Annotated in this window: 25 protein-coding genes and 1 pseudogene; 17 read left to right on the top strand and 9 right to left on the bottom strand. The window is 34.6% G+C overall.

The window, feature by feature from the left end:
* Nucleotides 1–18 precede the first annotated feature (18 nt).
* The 3 genes from FHP04_RS00435 to FHP04_RS00425 all read left to right on the top strand — a co-directional run bounded on the left by FHP04_RS00435 (nt 19) and on the right by FHP04_RS00425 (nt 2866).
* The gene (locus FHP04_RS00435; protein WP_139853864.1) at nt 19–1197 is read left to right on the top strand and encodes an acyl-CoA dehydrogenase family protein; all 1179 of its coding nucleotides are present in this window, start codon (nt 19–21) and stop codon (nt 1195–1197) included.
* Nucleotides 1198–1872, top strand: a complete 675-nt coding sequence (locus FHP04_RS00430; protein ID WP_139853863.1) for a hypothetical protein — start codon at nt 1198–1200, stop codon at nt 1870–1872.
* Nucleotides 1873–1969: 97 nt separating this feature from the next.
* On the top strand, nt 1970–2866 hold the full coding sequence (locus FHP04_RS00425) for a metallophosphoesterase (RefSeq protein WP_139853862.1): 897 nt from the start codon (nt 1970–1972) through the stop codon (nt 2864–2866).
* A 4-nt stretch (nt 2867–2870) separates the two neighbouring features.
* Here the strand turns inward: FHP04_RS00425 and FHP04_RS00420 are convergent, their stop codons facing one another.
* The 4 genes from FHP04_RS00420 to FHP04_RS00405 all read right to left on the bottom strand — a co-directional run bounded on the left by FHP04_RS00420 (nt 2871) and on the right by FHP04_RS00405 (nt 5766).
* Nucleotides 2871–3200 carry a 2Fe-2S iron-sulfur cluster-binding family protein gene (locus FHP04_RS00420; protein WP_139853861.1) on the bottom strand — a complete coding sequence of 110 codons (330 nt, stop codon included), beginning with the start codon at nt 3198–3200 and terminating at the stop codon, nt 2871–2873.
* Nucleotides 3201–3260: 60 nt separating this feature from the next.
* Nucleotides 3261–4313 (bottom strand): NAD(P)/FAD-dependent oxidoreductase, encoded by a 1053-nt coding sequence (locus FHP04_RS00415; RefSeq protein WP_139853860.1) that lies wholly within the window; start codon nt 4311–4313, stop codon nt 3261–3263.
* Nucleotides 4314–4385: 72 nt separating this feature from the next.
* The gene (locus FHP04_RS00410) at nt 4386–4625 is read right to left on the bottom strand and encodes a NifU family protein (RefSeq protein WP_139853859.1); all 240 of its coding nucleotides are present in this window, start codon (nt 4623–4625) and stop codon (nt 4386–4388) included.
* Between the two features lies 1 nt (nt 4626).
* On the bottom strand, nt 4627–5766 hold the full coding sequence (locus FHP04_RS00405) for an Mrp/NBP35 family ATP-binding protein (RefSeq protein ID WP_139853858.1): 1140 nt from the start codon (nt 5764–5766) through the stop codon (nt 4627–4629).
* 245 nt (nt 5767–6011) lie between these two features.
* Between FHP04_RS00405 and gldJ the strand changes: the two genes are divergently transcribed.
* The 6 genes from gldJ to FHP04_RS00375 all read left to right on the top strand — a co-directional run bounded on the left by gldJ (nt 6012) and on the right by FHP04_RS00375 (nt 12260).
* Nucleotides 6012–7691: a gliding motility lipoprotein GldJ gene (gene gldJ / locus FHP04_RS00400; protein WP_139853857.1), complete on the top strand. Its 1680-nt coding sequence runs from the start codon at nt 6012–6014 to the stop codon at nt 7689–7691.
* A gap of 73 nt (nt 7692–7764) precedes the next feature.
* On the top strand, nt 7765–8319 hold the full coding sequence (locus FHP04_RS00395) for a nitroreductase family protein (RefSeq protein WP_139853856.1): 555 nt from the start codon (nt 7765–7767) through the stop codon (nt 8317–8319).
* Nucleotides 8320–8457: 138 nt separating this feature from the next.
* Entirely contained in the window at nt 8458–8826 is a 369-nt protein-coding gene (locus tag FHP04_RS00390; protein WP_139853855.1) for a BlaI/MecI/CopY family transcriptional regulator, read from the top strand.
* Nucleotides 8823–10238, top strand: a complete 1416-nt coding sequence (locus FHP04_RS00385) for a M56 family metallopeptidase (RefSeq protein ID WP_139853854.1) — start codon at nt 8823–8825, stop codon at nt 10236–10238. The genes FHP04_RS00390 and FHP04_RS00385 overlap by 4 nt, the downstream gene beginning before the upstream one ends.
* A 62-nt stretch (nt 10239–10300) precedes the next feature.
* Complete coding sequence (locus tag FHP04_RS00380; RefSeq protein WP_139853853.1) at nt 10301–11440, top strand: tetratricopeptide repeat protein; 1140 nt, start codon at nt 10301–10303, stop codon at nt 11438–11440.
* 340 nt (nt 11441–11780) lie between these two features.
* Nucleotides 11781–12260 (top strand): hypothetical protein, encoded by a 480-nt coding sequence (locus FHP04_RS00375; RefSeq protein WP_139853852.1) that lies wholly within the window; start codon nt 11781–11783, stop codon nt 12258–12260.
* On the opposite strand, the gene FHP04_RS00370 is transcribed toward FHP04_RS00375, so the two are convergent.
* The 3 genes from FHP04_RS00370 to FHP04_RS00360 form a co-directional block, all read right to left on the bottom strand.
* Nucleotides 12261–13145, bottom strand: a complete 885-nt coding sequence (locus tag FHP04_RS00370) for a hypothetical protein (protein WP_139853851.1) — start codon at nt 13143–13145, stop codon at nt 12261–12263.
* Between the two features lie 200 nt (nt 13146–13345).
* Nucleotides 13346–14419 (bottom strand): glycosyltransferase family 2 protein, encoded by a 1074-nt coding sequence (locus tag FHP04_RS00365; protein WP_158319096.1) that lies wholly within the window; start codon nt 14417–14419, stop codon nt 13346–13348.
* A gap of 41 nt (nt 14420–14460) precedes the next feature.
* Nucleotides 14461–15432 carry a lysylphosphatidylglycerol synthase domain-containing protein gene (locus FHP04_RS00360; protein WP_139853849.1) on the bottom strand — a complete coding sequence of 324 codons (972 nt, stop codon included), beginning with the start codon at nt 15430–15432 and terminating at the stop codon, nt 14461–14463.
* Between the two features lie 111 nt (nt 15433–15543).
* Here FHP04_RS00360 and ruvC point away from each other — a divergent pair, with 111 nt between their 5' ends.
* Nucleotides 15544–16095: a crossover junction endodeoxyribonuclease RuvC gene (gene ruvC, locus FHP04_RS00355; protein ID WP_139853848.1), complete on the top strand. Its 552-nt coding sequence runs from the start codon at nt 15544–15546 to the stop codon at nt 16093–16095.
* Between the two features lie 115 nt (nt 16096–16210).
* On the opposite strand, the gene FHP04_RS00350 is transcribed toward ruvC, so the two are convergent.
* Nucleotides 16211–17272 carry a transporter substrate-binding domain-containing protein gene (locus tag FHP04_RS00350; protein ID WP_139853847.1) on the bottom strand — a complete coding sequence of 354 codons (1062 nt, stop codon included), beginning with the start codon at nt 17270–17272 and terminating at the stop codon, nt 16211–16213.
* Between the two features lie 129 nt (nt 17273–17401).
* Between FHP04_RS00350 and hemW the strand changes: the two genes are divergently transcribed.
* The 7 genes and pseudogenes from hemW to FHP04_RS00315 all read left to right on the top strand — a co-directional run bounded on the left by hemW (nt 17402) and on the right by FHP04_RS00315 (nt 23666).
* The gene (gene hemW, locus FHP04_RS00345) at nt 17402–18580 is read left to right on the top strand and encodes a radical SAM family heme chaperone HemW (protein ID WP_139853846.1); all 1179 of its coding nucleotides are present in this window, start codon (nt 17402–17404) and stop codon (nt 18578–18580) included.
* Between the two features lie 157 nt (nt 18581–18737).
* Complete coding sequence (locus FHP04_RS00340) at nt 18738–19484, top strand: cyclase family protein (protein ID WP_139853845.1); 747 nt, start codon at nt 18738–18740, stop codon at nt 19482–19484.
* A 3-nt stretch (nt 19485–19487) separates the two neighbouring features.
* Nucleotides 19488–19837: pseudogene (locus FHP04_RS14815) on the top strand (DUF4260 domain-containing protein).
* 1 nt (nt 19838) lies between these two features.
* Nucleotides 19839–20450, top strand: coding sequence for a DUF4230 domain-containing protein (locus FHP04_RS00330; RefSeq protein ID WP_139853844.1), 612 nt, complete (start codon nt 19839–19841; stop codon nt 20448–20450).
* Between the two features lie 42 nt (nt 20451–20492).
* On the top strand, nt 20493–20861 hold the full coding sequence (locus tag FHP04_RS00325) for an MmcQ/YjbR family DNA-binding protein (RefSeq protein WP_139853843.1): 369 nt from the start codon (nt 20493–20495) through the stop codon (nt 20859–20861).
* A 26-nt stretch (nt 20862–20887) separates the two neighbouring features.
* Nucleotides 20888–22660, top strand: a complete 1773-nt coding sequence (locus FHP04_RS00320) for a MutS-related protein (protein WP_139853842.1) — start codon at nt 20888–20890, stop codon at nt 22658–22660.
* A 10-nt stretch (nt 22661–22670) separates the two neighbouring features.
* Nucleotides 22671–23666, top strand: a complete 996-nt coding sequence (locus FHP04_RS00315) for a metal-dependent hydrolase (RefSeq protein ID WP_139853841.1) — start codon at nt 22671–22673, stop codon at nt 23664–23666.
* Here FHP04_RS00315 and FHP04_RS00310 read toward each other — a convergent pair.
* The gene (locus FHP04_RS00310; RefSeq protein WP_139853840.1) at nt 23663–24091 is read right to left on the bottom strand and encodes a YybH family protein; all 429 of its coding nucleotides are present in this window, start codon (nt 24089–24091) and stop codon (nt 23663–23665) included. The genes FHP04_RS00315 and FHP04_RS00310 overlap by 4 nt on opposite strands.
* Nucleotides 24092–24094: the final 3 nt, after the last annotated feature.

Raw genomic sequence — 24094 nt, 5'->3', positions numbered from 1 at the left:
CTTTAAATTTATAAATACATGAAACCAGATTTATTCGAAGCTCCAGATTATTACAATCTAGACGAATTACTTTCAGACGAACATAAACTAGTGCGTCAAGCTGCTCGCGAGTGGGTTAAGCGTGATGTATCTCCAATTATAGAGGAATACGCTCAAAAAGCAGAGTTTCCTAAACAAATTATCGGTGGACTTGCCGAAATTGGTGCTTTTGGTCCTTATATACCCGTAGAGTACGGTGGTGCCGGCCTAGACCAAATTTCTTATGGATTAATAATGCAAGAAATAGAACGCGGCGATAGTGGTGTTCGTAGTACAGCATCTGTACAATCTTCATTAGTTATGTATCCAATATACAAATATGGTACTGAAGAACAACGTAAAAAATACTTGCCAAAACTTGCATCAGGTGAGTGGATGGGATGTTTTGGTTTAACTGAACCAGATCACGGAAGTAATCCAGGTGGAATGACTACCAACTTTAAAGATATGGGTGACCACTATCTTTTAAATGGTGCAAAAATGTGGATTAGTAACGCTCCATTTGCTCAGGTTGCAGTTGTTTGGGCTAAAAACGAAGAAGGTCGTATTCACGGTTTAATCGTTGAGCGTGGAATGGAAGGTTTTTCTACTCCAGAAACACACAATAAATGGTCGCTTCGTGCTTCAGCAACAGGTGAGCTTATTTTTGATAATGTAAAAGTTCCAAAAGAAAATTTACTTCCAAACAAATCAGGATTAGGTGCGCCACTTGGCTGTCTTGATTCTGCGCGTTACGGTATTGCTTGGGGTGCAATTGGAGCTGCAATGGATTGCTATGACACTGCCTTACGTTATTCAAAAGAAAGAATGCAATTTGGGAAGCCAATTGGGCAATTCCAACTTCAGCAGAAAAAACTTGCCGAAATGATTACCGAAATTACAAAAGCACAATTATTAGCTTGGAGAGTAGGGGTAATGCGTGATGCTGGAACAGCAACAAGTGCACAAATTTCTATGGCAAAGCGTAATAATGTGGATATGGCTATCAATATCGCTCGCGAAGCTAGGCAGATGCTTGGAGGAATGGGTATTACTGGTGAATACAGTATAATGCGTCACTCAATGAACCTTGAAAGTGTAATTACTTACGAAGGAACCCACGATATTCATTTATTGATTACAGGTCTAGATATTACAGGCTTAAATGCTTTTAAATAGATGAGAAATATTGCCTTTGGAATTTTAATTTTTTTTGGAATTCAAGCATTTGCTCAAAAGAAACCCTTTGAAAATGTAAGTTTAGATGCTTTTTTAACTGAAACTCAATACTTCAGTGATAACCCTAAAATGTTGGAGTTTGTTTGGTGGCTTCCTAGAGAGTTTTGGGGTGTTTCATATGCTCAAGATTCAACGGTTAGTGAAGAAGACTATAAGGAGTTGCTTAAAATGTTTCAAAATTTTGAACTATTCGCCGTTACACAGGGTGAAATAGGACATTTTGGTGGAGTTACATACTATTCTAGGGAAGATGTTATTGATAATCTGACTATTCATTATAGAGGTGAGAATTTAATGGTTGCTTCAGAAGAAGAAATCTCGTCAGATTTTTCAAATTTTATAATGATTATGCAACCAATGATTGCCAACATGTTGGGGCAAATGGGAAGTAATATTCATTTTATACTATTTAAAAGTATACGAGGAAACGAAGTTCTACCTATAAATCCTTTAGATAGTAAAAATTTGGAAATTACACTTTCTGAGTTTAACAAAACAATTGAGTTACCATTAAGTAGCTTATTGTTAGAGAAAAGATGTCCAAATGACGATAAACTCTATTCAGGTAAATGGAATTATTGTCCGATACATGGGGAAAATTTAATTTTAAACTAATGGTAAATTTATTAAAAAGCTTTCCAAATTTTGGGAAGCTTTTTTATTTTACACACCTTTCACATACTAATTGTATCTTTAAAAAAACATTTACAGTATGTCGTCAAAATCTCGAATGTACCGTGCCTATAACACCGCCCGACGGGTTACATTCAATGATGATTCAAAATTTATAATTTTTAGTGATTGCCATCGCGGCGATAATAGTTTTGCCGATGAGTTTGCAAACAACCGAAATATCTACTTTCACGCACTTCAAAATTATTACAAAAACGGATTTACTTATTGCGAGTTAGGTGATGGGGATGAACTTTGGGAAAATATTTCTTTTAAAGATATTTTCGAAGCACATCAAAACGTGTATGAATTAATGAAGCTTTTCTATAATGAAGGGAGGCTTTATAGGCTGTATGGAAACCACGATATGGTTTATCAAAATGAAAGTTATGTAGAGAAAAACCTCTTTACCTATTTTGATAAAATTACGGGAAAAGACGCTCCATTATTCCCTGGTATTAAAATTACAGAAGGCTTAATTCTAGAACACGAAACTACCAAACAAGAGATTTTTATGGTTCACGGGCATCAAACCGATTGGATGAACTATGTGGGTTGGAAAATCAATAGGTTTATGGTTCGAGTGCTATGGCGGCAACTTCAAGTTTTTGGAATAGGTGATCCTACTAGTCCTGCAAAAAACTATAAAGAATTAATTAAAGTAGAAAGACGCACCAAACGATGGATCGTAGAGAATAAAAACATCTTTACAATTATGGGTCATACCCATAGGCCGCGCTTTCCAGAGCCTGGAGATATAGCACTGTTTAACGATGGAAGTTGTGTTCATCCTCGAAGTATAACAGGCTTAGAGATAGAAAATGGCGAAATTTCACTTATCAAATGGCAAATTTCAACCACAGCCGATGGCACCTTAAAAGTTAAGAAGTTACTGCTAGAAGGACCTCAAAAACTTATTGACTATAAAACAGAATAGCTGATTAAGCCTCAGGAGCTAATTCTATTTCTAAACCGTCGAGCTCTTCATTGATAAATATCTGACATCCAAGACGGCTATTATCTTTCACGTTAAAGGCCTCTGCAAGCATAAGGTCTTCATCATAACTCATTTCTGGTAGTTCGTGATCGCTCATTACGTAGCACTGGCAAGACGCACACATTGCCATTCCTCCACAAACACCAATTGTCCCTTCAGGAGCTAGCTCGTACGAACGAACTACTTCCATAACATTCATATTCATATCGGTAGGAGCATCAACTACGTGAGTTGTTCCTTCGCGGTCTGTTATTTTAATTTTAATGTCTTTCATAAAGATAAATCAGACTTATCTGTTTAGAATAATAAAACTGCACAGATAAAATTTTGAAGATTAGTCGAATGCTTTAATTACGGCTTTTGGAGCTTCTTTCTTACTGCCATCAAAACCTTGTACTCCACCAACCGTAGTGTATTTCATAACATAGCGCTTATCCGGAAAAATTCTTTGGTAAGCACTTTGACACATTAGTGTTGCTTCGTGAAAACCACAAAGTATTAATTTCAGTTTTCCAGGGTAAGTATTGATGTCGCCAATAGCGTAAACGCCAGGGATATTGGTTTGATAGTCTAAAGAATTATCAACTTTAATTGCATTCTTTTCAATTTCGAGTCCCCAATCTGAAAGCGGCCCTAATTTAGGTGCTAATCCGAAAAGAGGAATAAAATGGTCGCATTCTCTATTGAAAACCTCATCACCACGTTTAATTACAACTTCTTCAAGTTTATCATTTCCAACTAAGCCTACTACTTCAGCTGGGGTGATTAATTCTATTTTTCCGATGTTTTTTAGTTCTTGAACTTTCTCAACACTGTCTAAAGCTCCTCTAAATTCATTTCTTCTATGAATTAAGGTTACACTTTTTGCAACATTTGTTAGGAAAATACTCCAGTCTAAAGCAGAGTCACCTCCTCCTGAAATAACCACATTTTTATCGCGGTATAATTCAGGGTTACGAATGATGTACTCTACACCTTTATCTTCGAAATCTGCAAGATTAGAAATAGCCGGTTTTCGCGGCTCAAAACTTCCTAATCCTCCTGCAATTGCAACAATAGAAGCGTGGTGTTTCGTGCCTTTGTTAGTAGTTACTATAAAAGTGCCATCATCTAACTTTTCAAGTTTATCAGCTCTTTCTCCAAGAGTAAAGCCTGGTTGAAAAGGTTCAATTTGTTTCATTAGATTATCCACTAAATCTCCTGCTAAGACTTCTGGAAATCCAGGAATGTCGTAGATAGGTTTTTTAGGATATATCTCAGCACACTGCCCACCTGGTTGTGGAAGTGCATCTATAAGGTGACATTTCAGTTTAAGTAATCCTGCTTCAAATACGGTAAAAAGGCCAGTAGGTCCTGCGCCAATTATAAGAATATCAGTTTTTATCATGAAAGAGGTGCTCTTAAATTTTGTTTCAAAATTAGTTCGGAAAAAATGTTTAATAAATGACTATTGTCAATCTTAAGATATGTTTATGACTTTCTCAATTTGAGGCGCATATTTTTTGATTGTCATTTCTACGCCACTTTTTAAGGTCATTTGGTTAACCGAACACCCTACGCAAGCACCCAGTAATTGGACTTTTACCACCTTATCATCTTCAATCGAAATCAGTGATATATCACCACCGTCGTTTTGCAAAAATGGTCGAATCTCGTCCAATGCCTCTTGTACTTTTGTAGTTAATTCTTGCGTTGTCATATTATTTTTTTACGGCGCTGCAACCTGCCATTGTTGTAATCTTTATAGCTTCAGTAGGAGGAAGGTTTTCGTTTCTACGAACTGTTTCTTCTACTACATTACGAGTTATTGCTTCAAATGCTTCTTCAATTGGTGTAGCCGATTGTAGTGCTGCTGGTCTTCCAACATCTCCTGCTTCACGAATACTTTGAACCAATGGAACTTCACCTAAGAAAGGAACTTTTAAGTCTTCAGCAAGATGTTTAGCACCTTCTTTTCCAAATATATAGTATTTATTGTTTGGAAGTTCGGCCGGTGTAAAATATGCCATGTTTTCAACTATACCCAATACTGGTACGTCGATATTTTCTTGTCTAAACATAGCAACACCTTTACGAGCATCTGCTAATGCTACGTTTTGAGGTGTACTAACCACAACAGCACCTGTGATAGGTAGCGATTGCATAATACTTAAATGAATATCACCAGTTCCTGGAGGAAGATCTAATAACATAAAGTCTAATTCACCCCAATCTGCATCAAAAATAAGCTGATTTAACGCTTTTGCAGCCATTGGTCCACGCCATATTACTGCTTGGTCTGGTTGCGTGAAAAAGCCAATAGAAAGAATTTTTATTCCGTAATTTTCAACAGGCTTCATTTTACTTTTACCCTCAACATTTACAGATAGTGGTTTTTCCATTGCCACGTCAAACATAATTGGAATAGAAGGTCCGTAAATATCAGCATCTAATATTCCAACTTTGAACCCCATTTTTGAAAGAGTAACAGCTAGATTTGCAGTTACAGTAGATTTACCTACTCCTCCTTTTCCAGAGGCTACAGCAACTATATTTTGGATTCCCTTAATAGGTTTCCCCTTAATAAGATTAGGGTTTTGAGGTTTCTGAGGTGCTTCAACCTTTATGTTAACTTGTACTTTTGCATTAGCATCCACTTTTTCGTGAATGGTTTTAATTACATCTGCTTCTGCACGTTTCTTTATATGTAAAGCCGGCGTAGTTAGTTTTAAATCTACTACAACTTCGTCGGCAAAAGTTACTACATTCTGAACAGCTCCGCTATCCACCATATTTTTTCCTTCGCCAGAAACTGTTATTGTCTCTAAAGCTTTAAGGATGTTTTGTTTTGAAATGCTCATAATTATTTGGAGATATTTAGATTCATTCTAAAGTGCAAATATACTCTTTATGATTTGTATTTTAAAGAGATACTCTTTCATTTTCGTTTTCATAGCTTTCTACGGTTTCAAGTGAAAAATTTATCTTGAATTATAGGAATATTTGAAGTCAATATTTTTTTTACTACCTCTTTATATAACTTGTCAAATTAAAGTCGAATATGTAAATTGTAGTTCCCCAAGATTATAGAAATTCACTTACACACATTAACAAAACAAATATTCTAATGTATCGATTGTTACTTGTTTTTCTTTTGGCTTTACTGGTTTCCTGTTCAACTGATACTGATTATAAAAATAGATCGCGTGCCACAGGTTGGAAAATGATAGGTGGAAAAGGAGTCTTTTCTAAGAATTATAAGGGAAAAATAAATGTGCAAGAAACAGGTCCAGGCCTAGTTTTTATTGAAGGAGGTACTTTTACAATGGGGCGAGTACAAGACGATCCAATGGGCGATTGGAATAATACACCCACTCAACATCACGTGATGTCTTTCTACATGGACGAAACCGAAGTTACCAACTTAATGTATTTAGAATATTTGGATTGGACAAAGCGTGTTTTCCCTCCGAGTATCGAACTTTATAAAAATATCTACCCTAGCGCTGTTCCCGATACTATGGTATGGCGAAATCCACTTGGTTTTAATGAAGATATGGTTTACAACTATCTGCGTCATCCAGCTTATTCTGAATATCCAGTAGTGGGGGTGAATTGGTTGCAAGCAGTTAATTTCTGTAAATGGCGAACCAATAGAGTTAATGAACTATTACTCGAAGAAGCTGGAATGATACCTAAAGATGCGCGTTTGCATATAAAGGGAGATGAAACTTTTGATACGGAAACTTATTTTGCAGCGCCTACCTTAACCTATGGTGGAAATGACTCTATTCTTCACGGAGGTAAAAAATCTAAAGCATTATTAGAGCTTCGTAATGATAGTACCTTAGTGGGTGCAGAGCGTACTCAGTTATTTGTACAACGCAAAGATGGTTTATTGCTTCCAACGTACAGACTTCCTACAGAAGCTGAATGGGAATACGCAGCTTTAGGTTTAGTTGGCATTCGAGAATACAATTCATTTAAAGGTAGAAAAAAATATCCTTGGAATGGTAGTTATACCCGTTCAGGGAAACGAAAGAATAAAGCAGATCAACTGGCAAATTTTAAACAAGGACAAGGTGATTATGGCGGAATTGCAGGTTGGAGTGATGATAATGCAGATATTACTGCTCCCGTAAAAAGTTACCCAGCCAATGATTTTGGACTATACGATATGGCTGGAAATGTTTCGGAGTGGGTTGCTGATGTTTATAGGCCAATTATTGAAAAAGATTACAATGATTTTAATTACTACAGAGGGAATGTTTTTACAAAACCATCTAGAAATGCCGATGGGACTTACAATGTTATTCCATTAGACTCTATTGTATATGATACGCTTCCTAATGGGAATTTGGTTCCAAAGCATTTTCCAGGCGAATTAGTTCAAGTTCCTGTTGGAATTGAGGAAACTCATCTTCGCCTTAATTTTTCACAGAGTGATTACCGAGATTTTAAAGATGGTGACTCTTTGTCTAGAATTAAGAGAATTCAGGATGAATCCTCACAACGTCCAATGTATAATTCCCCAAGACACCATATTCTAATTGATAGTATTGGAACTGTGTATACAGAATATGATAAAGACAACAACAGGAGAACTTTGATAGATAATCAAACTCGTGTTTACAAGGGTGGTTCATGGAGAGATCGAGAATATTGGTTAGACCCAGCTCAACGTAGATACTTACCAGAATATATGTCTAGAGATGATATTGGGTTTAGATGTGCAATGTCTAAAGTAGGATCCAAAATGCAGGGTAAGAAAAAGCGCAAAAATTAGAAACTGAATTTATTAAATTCTAAATTTTTTTATCAACTTGGCATTAGTTATCTTCCTTCACAAAAAATAATAAATGATATCAGAAATAATTAAAAATCGGCGTGCAGTTTTTCCTGCACAGTACAATTCCCAACCTATAACAAAAGAGGAAATTCTTTCAATTTTGGAAGCTGCCAATTGGGCCCCTACGCATAGACGAACTGAACCATGGCGATTTAAAGTTTTTCACGGAGAATCTCAAGCTACTCTCGGAAAATTTATGGCAGAATATTACAAGGAAACCGCAGCCAAATATTCAGAATTCACTTATAATAAGTTTTTAAACAACCCAGTGAAAGCAGGTTGCGTTATCGCTATTTGCATGCAGCGTGACGAAAAAGAGAGTATTCCTGAATGGGAAGAAATTGCTGCAACTGCTATGGCAGTTCAAAATATGTGGCTTACTGCTCATAGCATGAAAATAGGAGCGTATTGGTCTTCTCCAGGTGTGATAAATAGTATGGATCAACATGTAGCTATGGAAGAGGGAGAACGTTGCCTAGGCTTGTTCTATTTAGGAAAATTCGACGATGAACTGCCAGAAGGAACTAGGAAAACTACTATCGAAGAAAAAACTACTTGGTTGTAATAACCTAATTAGCAAACCTGACACGTCTCGAAAACCTGTCAGGTTTTTTTATTTTTAAATTTTAACAACTAAAAACTTAGTTTAAACTAATCTTTTAGTTATATTTGATTGATAATAAAAACCTCATATTCTTTACTAATGAAACAGTTAACAAAAGCAGAAGAAGATATAATGCAAATTTTGTGGGATTTAAAAGAGGCAAATGTTGCATCAATTATCGATGAACTTCCAGAACCTAAACCTGCATATAATACTGTTTCTACCATTGTTAGAATATTGGAGAGTAAGGATTTTGTCGATTACCGAAAGGAAGGGCGAGGACATATTTACTTTCCAAAAGTTAAAAAATCGGAATACAGCAATCAGTCTTTGAAAAAGTTGATGGACGGTTATTTTCAAGGCTCTTTTAAAAGCATGGTCTCTTTTTTTATGAAGAAAAATGATGTCAGTATTCAGGAAATGGAAGCTATTATGAAGGAAATAAATTCAGAAAAACCCGAAAAATGATACATACAATTCTACAAATACTCGTTTTTCAACTGCTGTTCCTCGCAGTTTATGATCTCTTTCTAAAAAAGGAAACTTTTTTTAATTTGAATAGAGCGTATCTATTACTCACCCCAACCTTGAGTATTATTTTACCCTTTGTGAGTTTGGATTTTCTTCAGGAGAATATTCCTCAGGAGTACGTTGTTCAATTACCTGCCGTAATTCTTGGAAACACTGCTTCGGAAGCCGGGAGTAACGCAACATTTTGGATGTCAACATTAAGTAGCCTTTATTTTATAGGCGTTTTATTCACCTCCTTTATTTTCAGCTTTAATCTTTTAAAAATAGCTAAGCTGCGCGTTTCAGGAAAAAAGAAGAACTTTAAAGGAACGAGATTGATACTTCTTCCCAAAACCGATCTTACTTTTTCATTTTTCAGCACAATTTATCTAGGAGAAATTGTTTCCGAAGAAAACAAAGCCAGCATCATTGCACATGAAAAAGTTCACATTCAGCAAAAACATTCTTATGATTTGCTGTATTTTGAACTACTTCGCATCGTTTTTTGGTTTAATCCACTGGTTTATATGTTCCAAAATAGAATCGCCACGCTTCACGAGTACATAGCCGATTCTGAAATAACGCGTAATAAAGACAAAAAACAATACTATCAAAACCTTCTTTCCGAAGTATTTCAAACCGAGCAAATTTCATTTGTCAATACATTTTTCAAGCAGTCATTAATCAAAAAACGAATCATTATGTTGCAAAAATCAAAATCACAAAAAGGAGCGCAGGTAAAGTATTTACTGCTGTTGCCCATAATCTTTAGCATGTTGTTTTACACATCATGTAGCAATGAACCTAAGCCAGAAGAGATACAATCTACTTCTCAATCTGATTCTGAAGTTATGACCAAAATTAATGAACTTGCCGAGGCCATTATGAAAAAAGGTGATATGACTGCCGAAGAAGAAAAAGCTCTAAAACTCCTAACAACGGAAGCGCAGCCAGGTGATAAGGTTTATACTTCGGTGAGTGAATATTTAGACGATACGAAGGGCGAGAATGGTACAGATGTCCCTTATTCCGTTATCGACCAAGTGCCGGCCTATCCGGGTTGTTCTGGTGATAATGAAACCATGAGGAAATGTATGTCCACCAAAATAGCAGAATCGATAAATTCGAATTTCAATACGAGTATTGCCAATGATTTGAATATTTCAGGAAGACAACGGATTGCTGTTCAATTTAAAATTGATAAAACTGGAAATGTAACTGATGTTCGCGCTCGAGCAAAACATCCAGAATTAGAGGCGGAAGCTATGCGTGTAGTAAATTTACTGCCACAAATGAAGCCTGGCGAGCAGAAAGGTGAAAAAGTTGGCGTTTTGTATTCCTTGCCTATTGTTTTTGATGTTGTGGAATAAAAAGCAATACCTAGGCCCCAAAGGTTTCAAAAACCTTTGGGGCCTTTTTAAAATTCAGCCAAATGGAAAACAGCCTAATTCTCATTTTTATAGTACTATTTTTTAAAGCCGAAGCGCAATCTGTTTCGACTTTAACAGTTTCAAAAAAAGGAGACAGTCTTTTTACAATTGGAGAATACAATAAGGCAATTCCATACTTTCTCAAAGCAAATCGATTTTCGGAAGTCGCTAATTGCTATGAAAAGATAGGAAGCTATAGCAGTGCAGAACGCTATTATAAAAAGGCAATTACGAAAAACAACTCCAACCTCATAACCGAATTTGAATATGCTAAAATGTTAGTAAAGATTTCAAATTTTAAACTAGCCGATAGTATCCTTCAAAACTTAAATTCTCGTTTTCCAAACAACCCAAATTTTATATATGAAAGAGGTCTCGTGAAAGAGTTTCAAAAGGATTCGACAGCAATTGATTTATTTCTGCAAGCTTATTCCATGGATGAAGGTAATGTCAACGCCAGTTATAAAATTGCGAGGAATTATGTTGAGAATAGAAAGTTCGAAGCGGCAGTTCCTTTTATTGAGAATGGATTGTTAGTAGATCAAAACAGTTCTAGGTTTCTTACGTTACGAGCCTTAAAAGAGTTTCATACCAAAGAGTACCACAAAGCAATTGACACCTATTCAATTTTGACTTCGAATGGAGATAGTTATATTTCTTTACATGAAAATCTAGCCGAGGCTTATACTAAAACAATGCAGTTTGAAAAGGCTTTAGAACAATATGGTGTTTTATTTGAGAAATATGACGACCAAAACCCAAAATGGCATCACGAAGTTGCGATTCTGTATAGAGCAATGAAAGAAATAGAAAAAGCAAAGAAACATTTAAATATTGCTATTGGTTTGTTGGAAACTCCTTTATCTAATGAATATTTGGAGTTGGCAACCATTTATAAACGTAAAGGGGATTATAAAAACGAGATGGCGGCACTTAAAAAAGCGTTGGCAAATAATCCGAATAATGAAATGGCTTTATATAATTTAGCTGTAGCTGCAGATAATTATTTTAAGGATAAAAAGACGGTTTTAAAGTATTATGAAAATTACCTAAATCAATTTGGCGAGAAAGGTATAATGCGTAATCTAGGAAAACAGAGAGTAAGTGACTTGAAAAAGAAAATTCATTTTGAAACAGACTGAACTTCTCAACACTAGATGCAAGGAGGCTAGCATAAGGCAACAATCCTTCTTACTATAGTTATTGAAGTTTAGAATAAATTTTACAATCATAATAAACCTGACAGGTCTCGATGACCTGTCAGTTTTTTTTACCAATTTTATACCTATTGATAGGAGCGCGAAGTTAATTTATAGACATTCCATAACTACTTTAAAAATTAATCCTTTATGTTTCAGTAAATTTGTACTTTTCAAGTTGAATTTTCTTTGAAATGGAACATCCATTATTTATTTATAAAATATAGCAATATGTCTATTTGGATGTTCCATTTGTCCTTTTAAAAAGAAATAGTAAAGACAAATGAAACACAGCTTTCTTTTAATTTTTCTTCTTCTAACGGTTGCCTCATGCCAGTTTTTTGAGACTGAAAAGGTTTCTTCAGAATCTATATTTAAAGAAGAAATTAAAACAATAGATTGGAAAGATGTCGATCGTTATCCTTCTTTCTCTAACTGTGAAAATGAGTTGGAGAAGCCGGAGCAAAAAGACTGTTTTATAAATACTATAAGCTCGCAATTATATAAGTCTATAAATCACGAAGGAATTATTGCTTCTCGGGATATTTATGATACGGTGCGTGTTAATTTCCAAGTGAGTAGTGCTGGAGAACTTACTATTGTAAATATTAAAATGGACTCTTTACTTCAACGCGAATTTCCAAAATTAGAAACTTGGATATTAGAAAGTGTCGATTCACTACGTCCCGTTGCCCCTGCCTTTAAAAGAGGTATTCCTGTAAGAACTCAATTTACCTTACCTGTAATTATTAAAACTAATTAATTACAAACTAAACTTATACCCAACAGTAAAGTCTATTGGAAAGTTTCCGTTATTTTCTACGTTTAGTCCTACTATATCGTTGTAGTTAAATGTAATATAGTTCTTCCCAACTTTGTAGTCTGCACCAATGCCAAAGGTAATAGGAGCGTTAAAATCGCTTCCAGAATTTGTTTCGTTTATAATCATCGGTGGATTAGTTTCTATTACATAAGTTATTTCTTTGGTAGAATAAGTAAATGAAGCTAGTTTACAATTCACAAAGGCGTCAAACTTTGAAGTTTTTACAAACTTAAATCGGTAATTTAATGAAAGTTGAGAAGCTGAGTATTTGTGATCGCTACTTTCAAAAGTTTGCTTGAATCGGAAGACTAATGCGTGTCTTTTTAATTTCACTTCTTCAAATATTTCAAAATCAACACCTACCACAGGATGAAGGGCGTCGTTTATGTTATTTGTAAAAACACTGTTTGAAACTCCGGCAAAACCTCCAAGTCTTAACTGTATATTGGTATTTGTCTTTTCATCTGTAAAATTTGGATCAATTTTTTGATTGTATTCCACAAAATAGTTGTGGAGGCTTGATAAGTTAAACTTTAAACTTTCGGTATCTATTCCACTTCCTTTAGTTTTTTCTGCTAAAACAACTTTGTATTCTTCTTGATAATTACCATCTTCTTTAGTGTTTTTCAGTTCAACCACTTCTACATTTTGCTTTAAAAAATACCTGTAATTTCCATCTAAAGTGTTCCAAAGTAAAGTCAAGGGACCTTCAACCTCAGTTTTTAAAGTGTAGGTTTGGCCGTCAACATTATAATTTTGTTGGGCGATTAGTGATGGTGTAGAAATGAGAAAAAATAAAATGAAAATTGTAGCAAACGATTTCATACCTGAAAGTTTTAATAATGCTAAGGTATAGAATATATTGATAATTTAAATTTTGTCTTAAAATTTTCGATAATTAGAGGTTTTAGGTGAATCGCTGTTGTTTTGTCAATACTTCCTGCTTAATTATCCAAATCAAAGACCTTCTTCTGTGTCCTAATCGAGCGCAGTCTAGAGTAGTTTATATCCCTCGTAAACTAATTTTAAAACGCTCGTCCCTTCCAAGAGTAACTTCCTTTTAAACTTTTAATAACTACAATAGTCGTCACTAATGCATAAATAAATACTTGCGGAATTAACTTCCAAAATGAAAGCTTAACATTAAAAAACTGCGCTGTTTGGTGAATGACAAGAAAATCTGTAGCAATTTTCAAGAAAATTAATATTAGATAAACATCAATTTCTTCAGTGTTATAAACCATTAAAAACGGTATGGCTAAAATCAAAACATTTACACTAACAACCAACAACCCCAAAAATGTTGAGGTCAAGTTTCCTTGTTTAGAAGTCTTTGAAGCCCAGCGCACACGCTGATTTATTATACCTTCCCAAGTTTGTTGAGGTTTTGTAAGTACAATACTAGCTTTCGATTTCAAAAAGAGAATTTGTTCTGGAAATGCTCTTTTCATCTTTTCTAATAAAAATACATCATCTCCACTAGCAATATGGTCGTTTCCTGAAAATCCACTTACTTGGGCAAAAGCAGTTTTAGAATACGCAAGATTAGCTCCGTTGCTCAACAATGGATTTTTAATTCCAAAACTTCCAATTGTAACAACTTGTAAACTCAATCCATCTAATTGCTGATAAACTTGGATAAGTTGCCCATCCGATTTGTATTTTACGGGTGCGCATACCATTACTGGCTTGGTTTCTTGTATAAAAGTATCAAGAGATTTTAACCAGTTTTTCGGCAACTCACAATCTGCATCGGTAGTAACAATCCATTCAAATTTAGAAACTTCTATAGCATGCGTAATCGCGTCTTTTTTAGGGGAATTTGAAACGCATTTATTTTGAATAAGTATAATATCAAATTCACTTTCCTGTATAGCTTTTTGAATAATCGCTTCGGAGGAATCTTCTGAAGCATCGTTTACAAATATGATTTCAAAAAGTGTTGAAGGGTAATTGAGCTTTTCTATAGAATTCAGCATGTCAACTAGGTTTTCCGCTTCATTTCTAAATGGCACAACAACACTAAAACCAGTTTTTGGAATGCCTTTCTTTTCAGAAAAAGTTTCAATTTTATTAAAACCAATTCTCAAGGCTATCATGCAAATGAAATAGCAAACAAATAAAATTATTAGGCCCCAAATCATCGGGTTGAAGGTTGATAGGTAACTATATAAAAGCTTCCCAATAGTGAAGGCAGCACAAAATTAAAAAACCACATCGCCAGTACTGTTGGAAGAATTACCAATTCTGAAATTCCAGCAAATGAAAACAACCATACTGCTACACCGCCGCGAATAACCACATCGAAAATAAAAAGTGTCGGTAGGATAGAAACTAGTAAATACATAGAAAATATTAGCAATATTGCTTCTATAAACGCAATGTCAGCGCCAAAAAAAAGCAGTAAACAATAAAACATCCCACTGAAAATAACATATCGAAAAATTGAAAAAACTATAGTTTTCAGTTTGATATGAAACGGGATTTTTTTGAAAAACCGGATTGCCTTAGAATTGGTTAAGTCCTTATTTTTCTGTTTCTTTTTATTAAAATAATAGGCAATAGATAAAAATGTAATGAGTCCTATTCCAAAATACAGAAATGAGACAATAGAATAGTCGATCTTAAAATTCCGAAGGAAATAAAATAAACCAATCACCCCAAAAATCACCGTTGCCAACATTTGTGCGGTTCCTGACAAGAAGTTTAAAAAGAGTATTTTTTTTCTTTTTGACCTTTCAAAAAACAAAGCTTTAGCACCGTATTCCCCAACTCTATTGGGTGTTGCTAGTGAAACTGTTAGTGAAGCTAGACTTTGTTTCATTGCTGTTTTAAAATTCATCTCTTCTAATGTTGAAACTAAAGTTTGCCATTTTAAGATTTCAAAAAACCAGTTTGCAGCTGTCAAACTTAGAAATAAGCTCAAAAAATATATCGAGCTGCTTCCTTTCTGCTGAATTAAAGAAATAAAATCAACGAGATCTACTGTAGGGTTGTTCTTTAGTTTGTAAAAAATATATCCAAAGGTAATAACCAAGATCAAAGCTTTTGCTGAAGCAAGCAGATATTGTTTAGCTTTGTAGGATGCAGTAGTCATTAGGCTAAAATACAAAATGAATTTATTTGTCTCGTTTTGGGAGAGAGCTTATTCGTTTCTAAATATATATAAATATAGAAAGTCATCCTCATAAAGGTTAGGATTAAGATTTTCGGAATCTAACAAATGCAAACAGAAAAAATAATTTTAGGAATTGATCCAGGAACTACCATTATGGGGTTTGGACTTATAAAGGTTGTGGGTAAAAAAATGGAATTTATTCAACTTAATGAACTCCAATTAAAGAAATACGACGACCACTATGTAAAACTAAGATTGATTTTTGAACGCACTATCGAACTTATAGAAACGCATCACCCAGACGAGATTGCTATTGAAGCGCCCTTCTTTGGAAAGAACGTACAGTCTATGTTGAAATTAGGTAGAGCTCAAGGTGTAGCAATGGCTGCAGGACTTTCAAGACAAATTCCCATTACCGAGTATTCCCCTAAAAAGATAAAAATGGCAATTACCGGAAACGGAAATGCTAGTAAAGAGCAAGTAGCTAAAATGCTTCAAAGTCTTTTAGGTTTAAAGGAACTTCCAAAAAATCTAGATAGTACCGACGGACTCGCAGCTGCAGTTTGTCATTTTTACAACTCTGGGAGAGTTGAAGTAGGAAAAAGTTACTCAGGTTGGGCTGCTTTTGTAAAACAGAATGAAGACAGAGTAAAGTAGCAGTGAAGTAACTTTTACTATGCTTTTATTAATACTTAACTATTTCAGCTCAACTTAAAACTTTCTAAGTCACCCCCGATTTCCTATAAGATTCGAAGGTTACTCTTCAGTAATATCAATTTCTAGAAATCCAATCCTGAACAATATTTTCAATTTCTTTATTCTCTTGAAGTTTGATGATTTCGAGATCTACTTTTCTTTTTAAATCGCTTTCAATAGGGAATATAAAACCATAATATTGAGGTTCAATTTTCTTCATACTTAAGATGTACTCATCCTTATCTTTCAGTTGAAAGATATATTCTAGAGGAATTTGATCATAAATTAACGCATCAACCTTTTTGTTTAGCAACATTTCATATCCTTCAGAAACGGAATGCACGGCTATAGGAGTACCATCTACATTACTAACTCTGTCCATTATTTTTTTATAATTCGGTACGGCTACCTTTTTGCCTTCTAAATGCTGTATGCTAGTTATGGTTTTATCTTGCTGAACAGTTGTAAGGGATAGGGTAGTTGCAATTCCCGCAACAAATGAAGTAGCTAAAATCAATGAAATAATCATCCAAGCTCCCATTACAAATCGTCCTGCAGGAGTACGAGGTGCATAATCGCCATACCCAACAGTTGTCATAGTTACAATCGCTAACCATACCCCAGAACCAATACCTTTATAAAACTTATCCCCGTAGTCTTCCTTGTACTTTCTGCCTTCTACTATCCAAAATAAAAATCCAACTACGCTAAGCACCAATAATAAACCTAGAACACCGTAAAGAAAAGTTTTGGAAAAAATAGGCCTTACCTTATCCCAAAATGTTTGTTCAATAATGGGTGCTAGAATTGCCATTTCGGTATTGTAATACGGTTGAGAAAATGATACTTCTTCAGCTCGTTCTTTATTAATGGTTGTTGGCCCAATTAGAATATCAACTTCATTGTTTTTAGTCGCTGCAATACCCTCTTCGGTTGAGGGAAACTCCTTAAATGTGTATTTCAGCTGAAGATCATAGGCTATCTCTTTCCAAATATCAAATACAATTCCCTCTTCTTTTTGGTTGTGCATTACAAAAGGAGTGGAACCAGTATAGCCTACTCGAATAATTTTTTCATCTGTTTGTCCAAAAGAAACTATAGAACATAAAAGAAAAATGAATAAAATAATTCGAGACATATTTTAGGTTTTTTAATGAGTTGAGGTTCTGAAATTAAAGTTATGAATGCTTATTGCGGTAAAAATAATAACTAATTTTGAGGACTTATGAAGTTTTGAGCTTTTTAATGTCGCAATCCCCTTTAAAATATGGAGAATATTTCAGAAAATGATGTAATAAGTAATAAAGGTTTTGGCATATATATACATATTCCATTTTGTAAACAAGCCTGCCATTACTGCGACTTTCACTTTTCCACTTCTTTGAAGAAAAAAGGAGAGCTAATTGCTGCGCTCTGTCAAGAATTAATACTTCGAAAAGATGAAGTGCAGGGGATAGTAGAAACTATTTATTTTGGTGGTGGAACTCCAAGTTTACTTTCTTCGGAGGAATTGGAGCAGATTTTTGAAACGATTTCTAAAAACTACGAAGTTTCTGAAAGCCCAGAAATCACCCTAGAAGCAAACCCTGATGATATGCTGTCTGTTCATGCGCAGTCGAGAACTATTTTTGAGAATTATAAAACTCTCGGAATTAGCCGTCTCAGCATAGGGATTCAATCCTTTTTTGAAGAGGACCTTAAACTAATGAACCGTGCCCATAACGCTACCGAAGCGTTAGATTGCATTAAGGAAGCTCAAAAGTATTTTGAGAATATCAGTATCGATTTAATTTATGGAATTCCAGGAATGTCTAATGAGCGTTGGATTGAAAATTTAAATATTGCTCTAAACCTCAATGTGCCACATTTGTCGTGTTATGCTCTTACGGTAGAACCGCGAACTGCCCTAAAAAAGTTTATCGATAAGGGAATAGTCCCAGCTGTAGATGAAGAAGTGGCAAAGCAGCATTACGAAATTTTAGTAGATGAAACAGAAAAGGCAGGATTTGATAATTACGAGTTTTCAAATTTTGGAAGAGAAGGATTTCACTCTAAAAACAATACTGCCTACTGGGAAGGAAAGCCCTATTTAGGAATTGGTCCTTCAGCACATAGCTATAACGGAAAATCTCGTAGCTGGAATGTGGCCAACAATACGAAATACATTAAAAGTATAGCGGAAGAAATTCTCCCTTCTGAAATGGAAAATCTTTCAAAAGAAGATAGGTATAATGAATATATAATGACCGGCTTGCGTACCAAAAAAGGAGTTTCCTTACCTAAGGTTGAAAGTGAATATGGAAAAGAATTTGCTGAATATCTATTAAAACAAGCCGAAGATCATTTACACAACCAACTACTTATTTTAGAGAACCAAAGCTTAAAAGTTTCAAGAAAAGGGAAGTTTTTGAGCGATGGAATTGCAAGTGATTTGTTTTGGATATAAACTCTTAATCCAAACAGATTGTCAATACCAATTAGGTTTTAAAAATTGTATCTTTAGTTGATTAAATTCTGTGAGATTTCTTTTTTTGGCTTTGTGTAATTTCAAAGCTTAAGAAAACCTTGACCGAATTGAGTTTTGCAAACTTGAAATTTAAATAATGAAAACTACTATTGAAATAAATAATCAAACTATAAATGTTGATCTCTCCAAGCCATTGGATATTTCACTGCCTATACAAGCCAATGAAGAAAATCCACTAGCTTGGTACTTAACCGAACCTACTATAGAACCTGTGCAAATGGAAGACTGGGTAGGAAAAGTTTCTGAAGGAGCTTCGGTTAATTTTAATAACATTTATTTTAATCCGCACGGTCACGGTACCCATACCGAAAGTTATGGGCATATTTCAGAAGAATTCTACTCAGTTAATGATGCTTTAAAAACCTTCTTTTTTATAGCTGAAGTCATTTCAGTAAATACAACTGAAGTTGGAGAAGATCAAATTATATTTCAAGAAACAATTCGCCAAGCTTTAAATGGGAAAACCCCTGAAGCTATAGTAATTAGAAGCTTGCCAAATTCTTCAGAAAAAAAATCAAAGCATTGGTCTAATACTAATTGGCCGTTTTTAGAAGAAAAAGCAGCACTTTTTTTAAGAGAAATCGGGGTAAAACATTTATTAATAGATCTTCCATCTGTAGATCAGGAAATGGACGAAGGGAAACTTTTGGCACACAAAGCATTTTGGAATTACCCAGAAAACCCACGTAAAGATTGCACTATAACAGAACTTATTTACGTCCCAGATTCAATTGTAGATGGACAATATTTGCTCAACTTACAAATGGCTTCTTTTCATAATGATGCATCCCCAAGTAAGCCCGTTTTATATAAAACTATTTAATTAATGAAAACCACGTTGAAAATTGAGGAATTGACGCAATTAATTTTGGGTGTTTTTCTTTTTTCCTTACTTGACTATAGTTGGTGGTGGTTTCCTATATTAATTTTAGCTCCCGATATAGGGGCAATTGTTTACTTAGTAAATTCAAAAATCGGGCAACTATTTATAAGCTTTTTCATAATAAAGCGATTTCAATAACCATGGGATTGTGTGGTTTTTACTTCGAATATTCGTTGTTAATATTAATAGGTGTAATTTTGTTCTCCCACGCGGCTGTGGATAGAATTTTTGGTTCTGGATTGAAATATTCAGACAATTTTAAAAACACTCATTTGGGGAAAATAGGTAAATAATATGGAATATCTTTTTATCGGTTTGGCCGTTGGGGCCATTTTAGCATACTTTCTGTTTTCGCGTTTTAGTGGCGAACGAAAACGTGAGAAGGTAGATACTCAGTCTGTGATCCTAATGGAAAAAATTCGCAGTGTGTGTAAATTCATCACAATTGAAGGCGATTTCTCTGAAATATTCTACTATGAGAATGTAAAAGACAAGTGGGTGAATCTATTATTAGGTAAAAAGAAAGCTTTGGTTCTAATAGAAGCAAAAGCACACATTGGTTTTGATTTAACTAAAGTGAAAATGAAAGCTGATACAGAGAAGAAAACCATTATTTTAACAAATTTTCCGCAGCCAGAATTATTGACTATTGAAACCGATTTTAAATATTATGATAAACGCGAAGGTTGGGCAAATCCTTTTACAGCTAGTGATTTAACCGAAATAAATCAAGAAGCTAAAAAGCATATAGTAGATAAAATCCCTGAAACGGATTTATTCAACCAAGCTTCTAAGCAAGCTTTAGAAACAATTCAGCTTATGGAAACTTTGGTAGAAACTATTAACTGGAAATTGGATTATTCTGCGCTTTATGCCTTGGAAGATAAACCTAAGCTCGAAAATTAAGTATTTAAAACTCCATGCCTGATAGGTTTAAAACTTCCTTATATGAATATAGAAGAGTTTAGAGATTACTGTATCTCTAAAAAAGGAGTAACAGAATCTTTTCCTTTCGACGATAAAGCACTTGTTTTTAAAGTTATGGGGAAGATGTTTGCACTAACAGGTATCGATTCAAATCCCACTACAGCAAACTTAAAATGCGACCCAGAACGTGCTCTTGAATTACGGGAGGAATACGACGGATTAATTGTTCCTGGATATCATATGAACAAAAAACATTGGAATACTGTGGAAATAGAAGGAAATTTGCCGCAGGATTTAATTATCGAGTTAATTGATCATTCATATAATTTAGTAGTAAAAGGACTTACCAAAAAACTTCAAGCTGAATTGCAAAACCTAACTCGTCTTTAAGAGCTTTTAGGTTTAAAAAATGTAAAATGAAAAGACCATCAGAATTTTATAAACAACAGATTGAAATCTACACCAAAGAGTTGCAAAACTTAAAACGAAAACTCGCTATTTCTAGCAGTATTCGATTGCTAATTTTTTTAGTAGCGTGTTTTGGAGTTTATTTTTTCTTCGGAAATGTAAAAGTGATAATTGCAATAATTTTTATAGCTATTCTCACTTTCATTTTTTTAGTAACCAAACACAGTGGGCTACAATATCAAAGAGACCTACGAAAAGCTTTGATTGCTGAAAATGAAACTGAATTAGAAGTTTTAAATAGAGCTTTTCATCATTTACCTTCAGGAGAAAAGTATTTGGATCCTAACCATTTTTACAGTCAGGATATCGATCTTTTTGGACGCGGCTCTTTCTTTCAATATTTAAATAGAACCGCCCTTAATAGCGGGGCTGATTATCTAGCGGAAATTTTCACAGAAAACAAAATTAATTCCATTCCAGAAAAGCAGAATGCTATTCAAGAAATTGCTGAAAAGGCTGAGTGGCGCCAGCGCTATTCGGCAATTGCTTCATTAGTAAAAACTGAAGCCTCAGTAACCGATGTAACAAGTTGGTTGAAAGATTATAAAACTTTTGCACCAAAGTGGATTAAACCAGTTTCATTTGTTTTCACCATTGTTTCTGTTGGGTTGTTTGTTTTAAATTACCTCGATTTACTTTCGGGTTATGCTACTGCTGGATGGTTTTTATTGGGTTTTGTGCTTACTGGTATTTATGGGAAAAAAATAAATGAACTATCATCTCGTACTTCCAAACTACAAAGCATTTTCGACCAATTTCATAAACTGATTTTAGAGATAGAAGATGAAGAGTTTACTTCAGAAATACTCTCTAAAAAACGTAATTCTGTAATTGAGGCCGATACTAAAGCTTCAACCACCTTGAAAAAATTTTCCAGGTATTTGGATGTTTTAGAACAAGGGAATATTATGCTTTTTGGGCCGATAATCAATGGATTTACACTTCGCAACCTTCGCCAATGTTATTATATTGAAGAGTGGATTAAAGCACATAAAGCGAGTGTTCCGGCTTGGTTTGAGGTTATCACGTTCTTCGATGCTTATAACAGTTTAGGGAACTTCGCGTTTAATCATCCTCATTATGTTTTCCCTGAAATTAACGATAGGGTTCCCGTTTTAAAAGTAAAAGGTGCTGGACATCCATTACTTGATGAATCGGTTATGGTTCGAAATGACATTTTAATAAATTCAGAAGAATTTTTTATTGTGACAGGAGCAAATATGGCTGGGAAAAGTACGTTTCTAAGAACGGTTTCGCTTCAAATAGTACTGGGAAATATGGGATTGCCTGTTTCTGCTGAAAAAGCTGAATACAATCCAATAAAACTCATCACAAGTATGCGAACTACCGATAGTTTAACAGATGATGAATCGTATTTCTTTAGTGAGTTAAAACGTTTAAAATTTATAGTCGATAAAATTAAAACCGACCGTTATTTTATCATTTTAGACGAGATTTTAAAAGGGACAAACAGTACAGATAAAGCTATTGGCTCTCGAAAGTTTGTTGAAAAACTTGTAGCGAGTAATTCTACAGGAATTATAGCAACTCACGATTTAAGTTTGTGTGCTGCAGCAGATGAATTGCCGGAAGTAAAAAATTACTTCTTCGATGCTCGCATAGAAAACGACGAACTCTTTTTCGATTATACTTTTAAACCTGGAATTTGTCAAAATATGAATGCTTCATTTTTGTTGAAGAAAATGGAGATAGTAGATTAGTTTTTTTATAATGGATTCAGTTACACAGATAGTTTTAGGAGCCGCAGTAGGTGAAGCAGTTTTAGGAAAAAAGATTGGAAACAAAGCTATGGCTTTGGGTGCAATTGCAGGTACAATTCCCGATTTAGACGTGCTTTCAAGTCATTTTACCGATACAGTTAATGCTTTAGAAATCCACCGAGGGTTTACACACTCAATTATTTTTTCCATTGCTTTTGGATTGTTTTTCGCCTGGATGTGTACAAAATGGGACAAACGAGCCAGATTAAAAGAATGGTTTTTATTCTGGTTTATGTGTTTTGTTACTCATCCCTTGTTAGATGCACATACTACTTGGGGAACCCAACTTTTTTGGCCATTTGATATCCGATTGGCATTTAAAAACATATTTGTAATAGACCCACTCTATACCTTGCCATTTCTAATATTTTTGATTTTGGCAATGCTTCAGAAAAGAGGAAGTATTAAAAGACAAAAGTTTAATAACCTAGGATTAATTGTGAGTAGTAGTTATATGGTAATTACTATAATCCTAAAAGGAATTACATACCTGAAGTTTGAAAACGCATTACAAGATCAAAATATTGATTACGTAGAATTGCAAACGAAGCCTAGCCCGTTTAATACAATTCTATGGACTGCAAATGTGGAAACTGAAGATGCTTTTTTAATTGGCGATTACTCTTTTTTCGACACTAAACCAATTCAGTTTTTCCCCCATCCCAAAAACCATGAAGCACTTGGCGATTTAGCCAATGAAGACAAGGTAAAACAACTTATCAAAATCACCCAAGGTTGGTATACTGTTTCTGAAAAAGAAGACGGAATTTACCTTAACGATCTTCGTTTTGGAATGATGAGTGTAGATCAGAGTGTTGGGAAATTCGCCTTTAGTTTTCGTTTAGATAAGGTAGGTGATAAGGTTATTGTTAGTGAAGAGCCAAAAGATAGGAGTGAAGCCAAAAGACTTCTTTCGGATCTCTGGGAGCGAATAAAGGGAAGTTAACAACTCATATCGGCTATAATTCTCCACTCGCCATCAATCTTTTTGAAGATAATTAAGAAAACACCATTTGCATTGCCCATTTTTCGAACCAAATGGTATTGCCCCATCACGTGATAGGAGTTTTCTTCAATTTTGGTGATTGCATCGATTGTAAAATTTAAGGTTCCCGTATGTTCTTTCGTAGGATAGGACTTTTTGTAGTTGCTTAATGTTTTTTGCCACCCGTTTGTAAGGCCGCTACTCCCGTAAAACTTCAAAGAATCACTCTTCCAATAGCCTTGCATATATCCTTCTAAGTCGAATTGATTCCAAGCTTTTTCTTGTGATTTTAATACCGAAAGAATTGCTTCTTTATCAGAAACTTCTGTTTGGGAAACAGCAGTTAGCGTTGTAATTAAGCAGAAAAGTAAAAGTATTTTTTTCATAAT

It is taken from the genome of Aequorivita sinensis (assembly GCF_006346335.1).
Classification (GTDB): domain Bacteria; phylum Bacteroidota; class Bacteroidia; order Flavobacteriales; family Flavobacteriaceae; genus Aequorivita; species Aequorivita sinensis.
The sequence above is the reverse complement of the archived record's forward strand: the minus strand, read 5'-3'. Positions and strand labels throughout refer to the sequence as shown.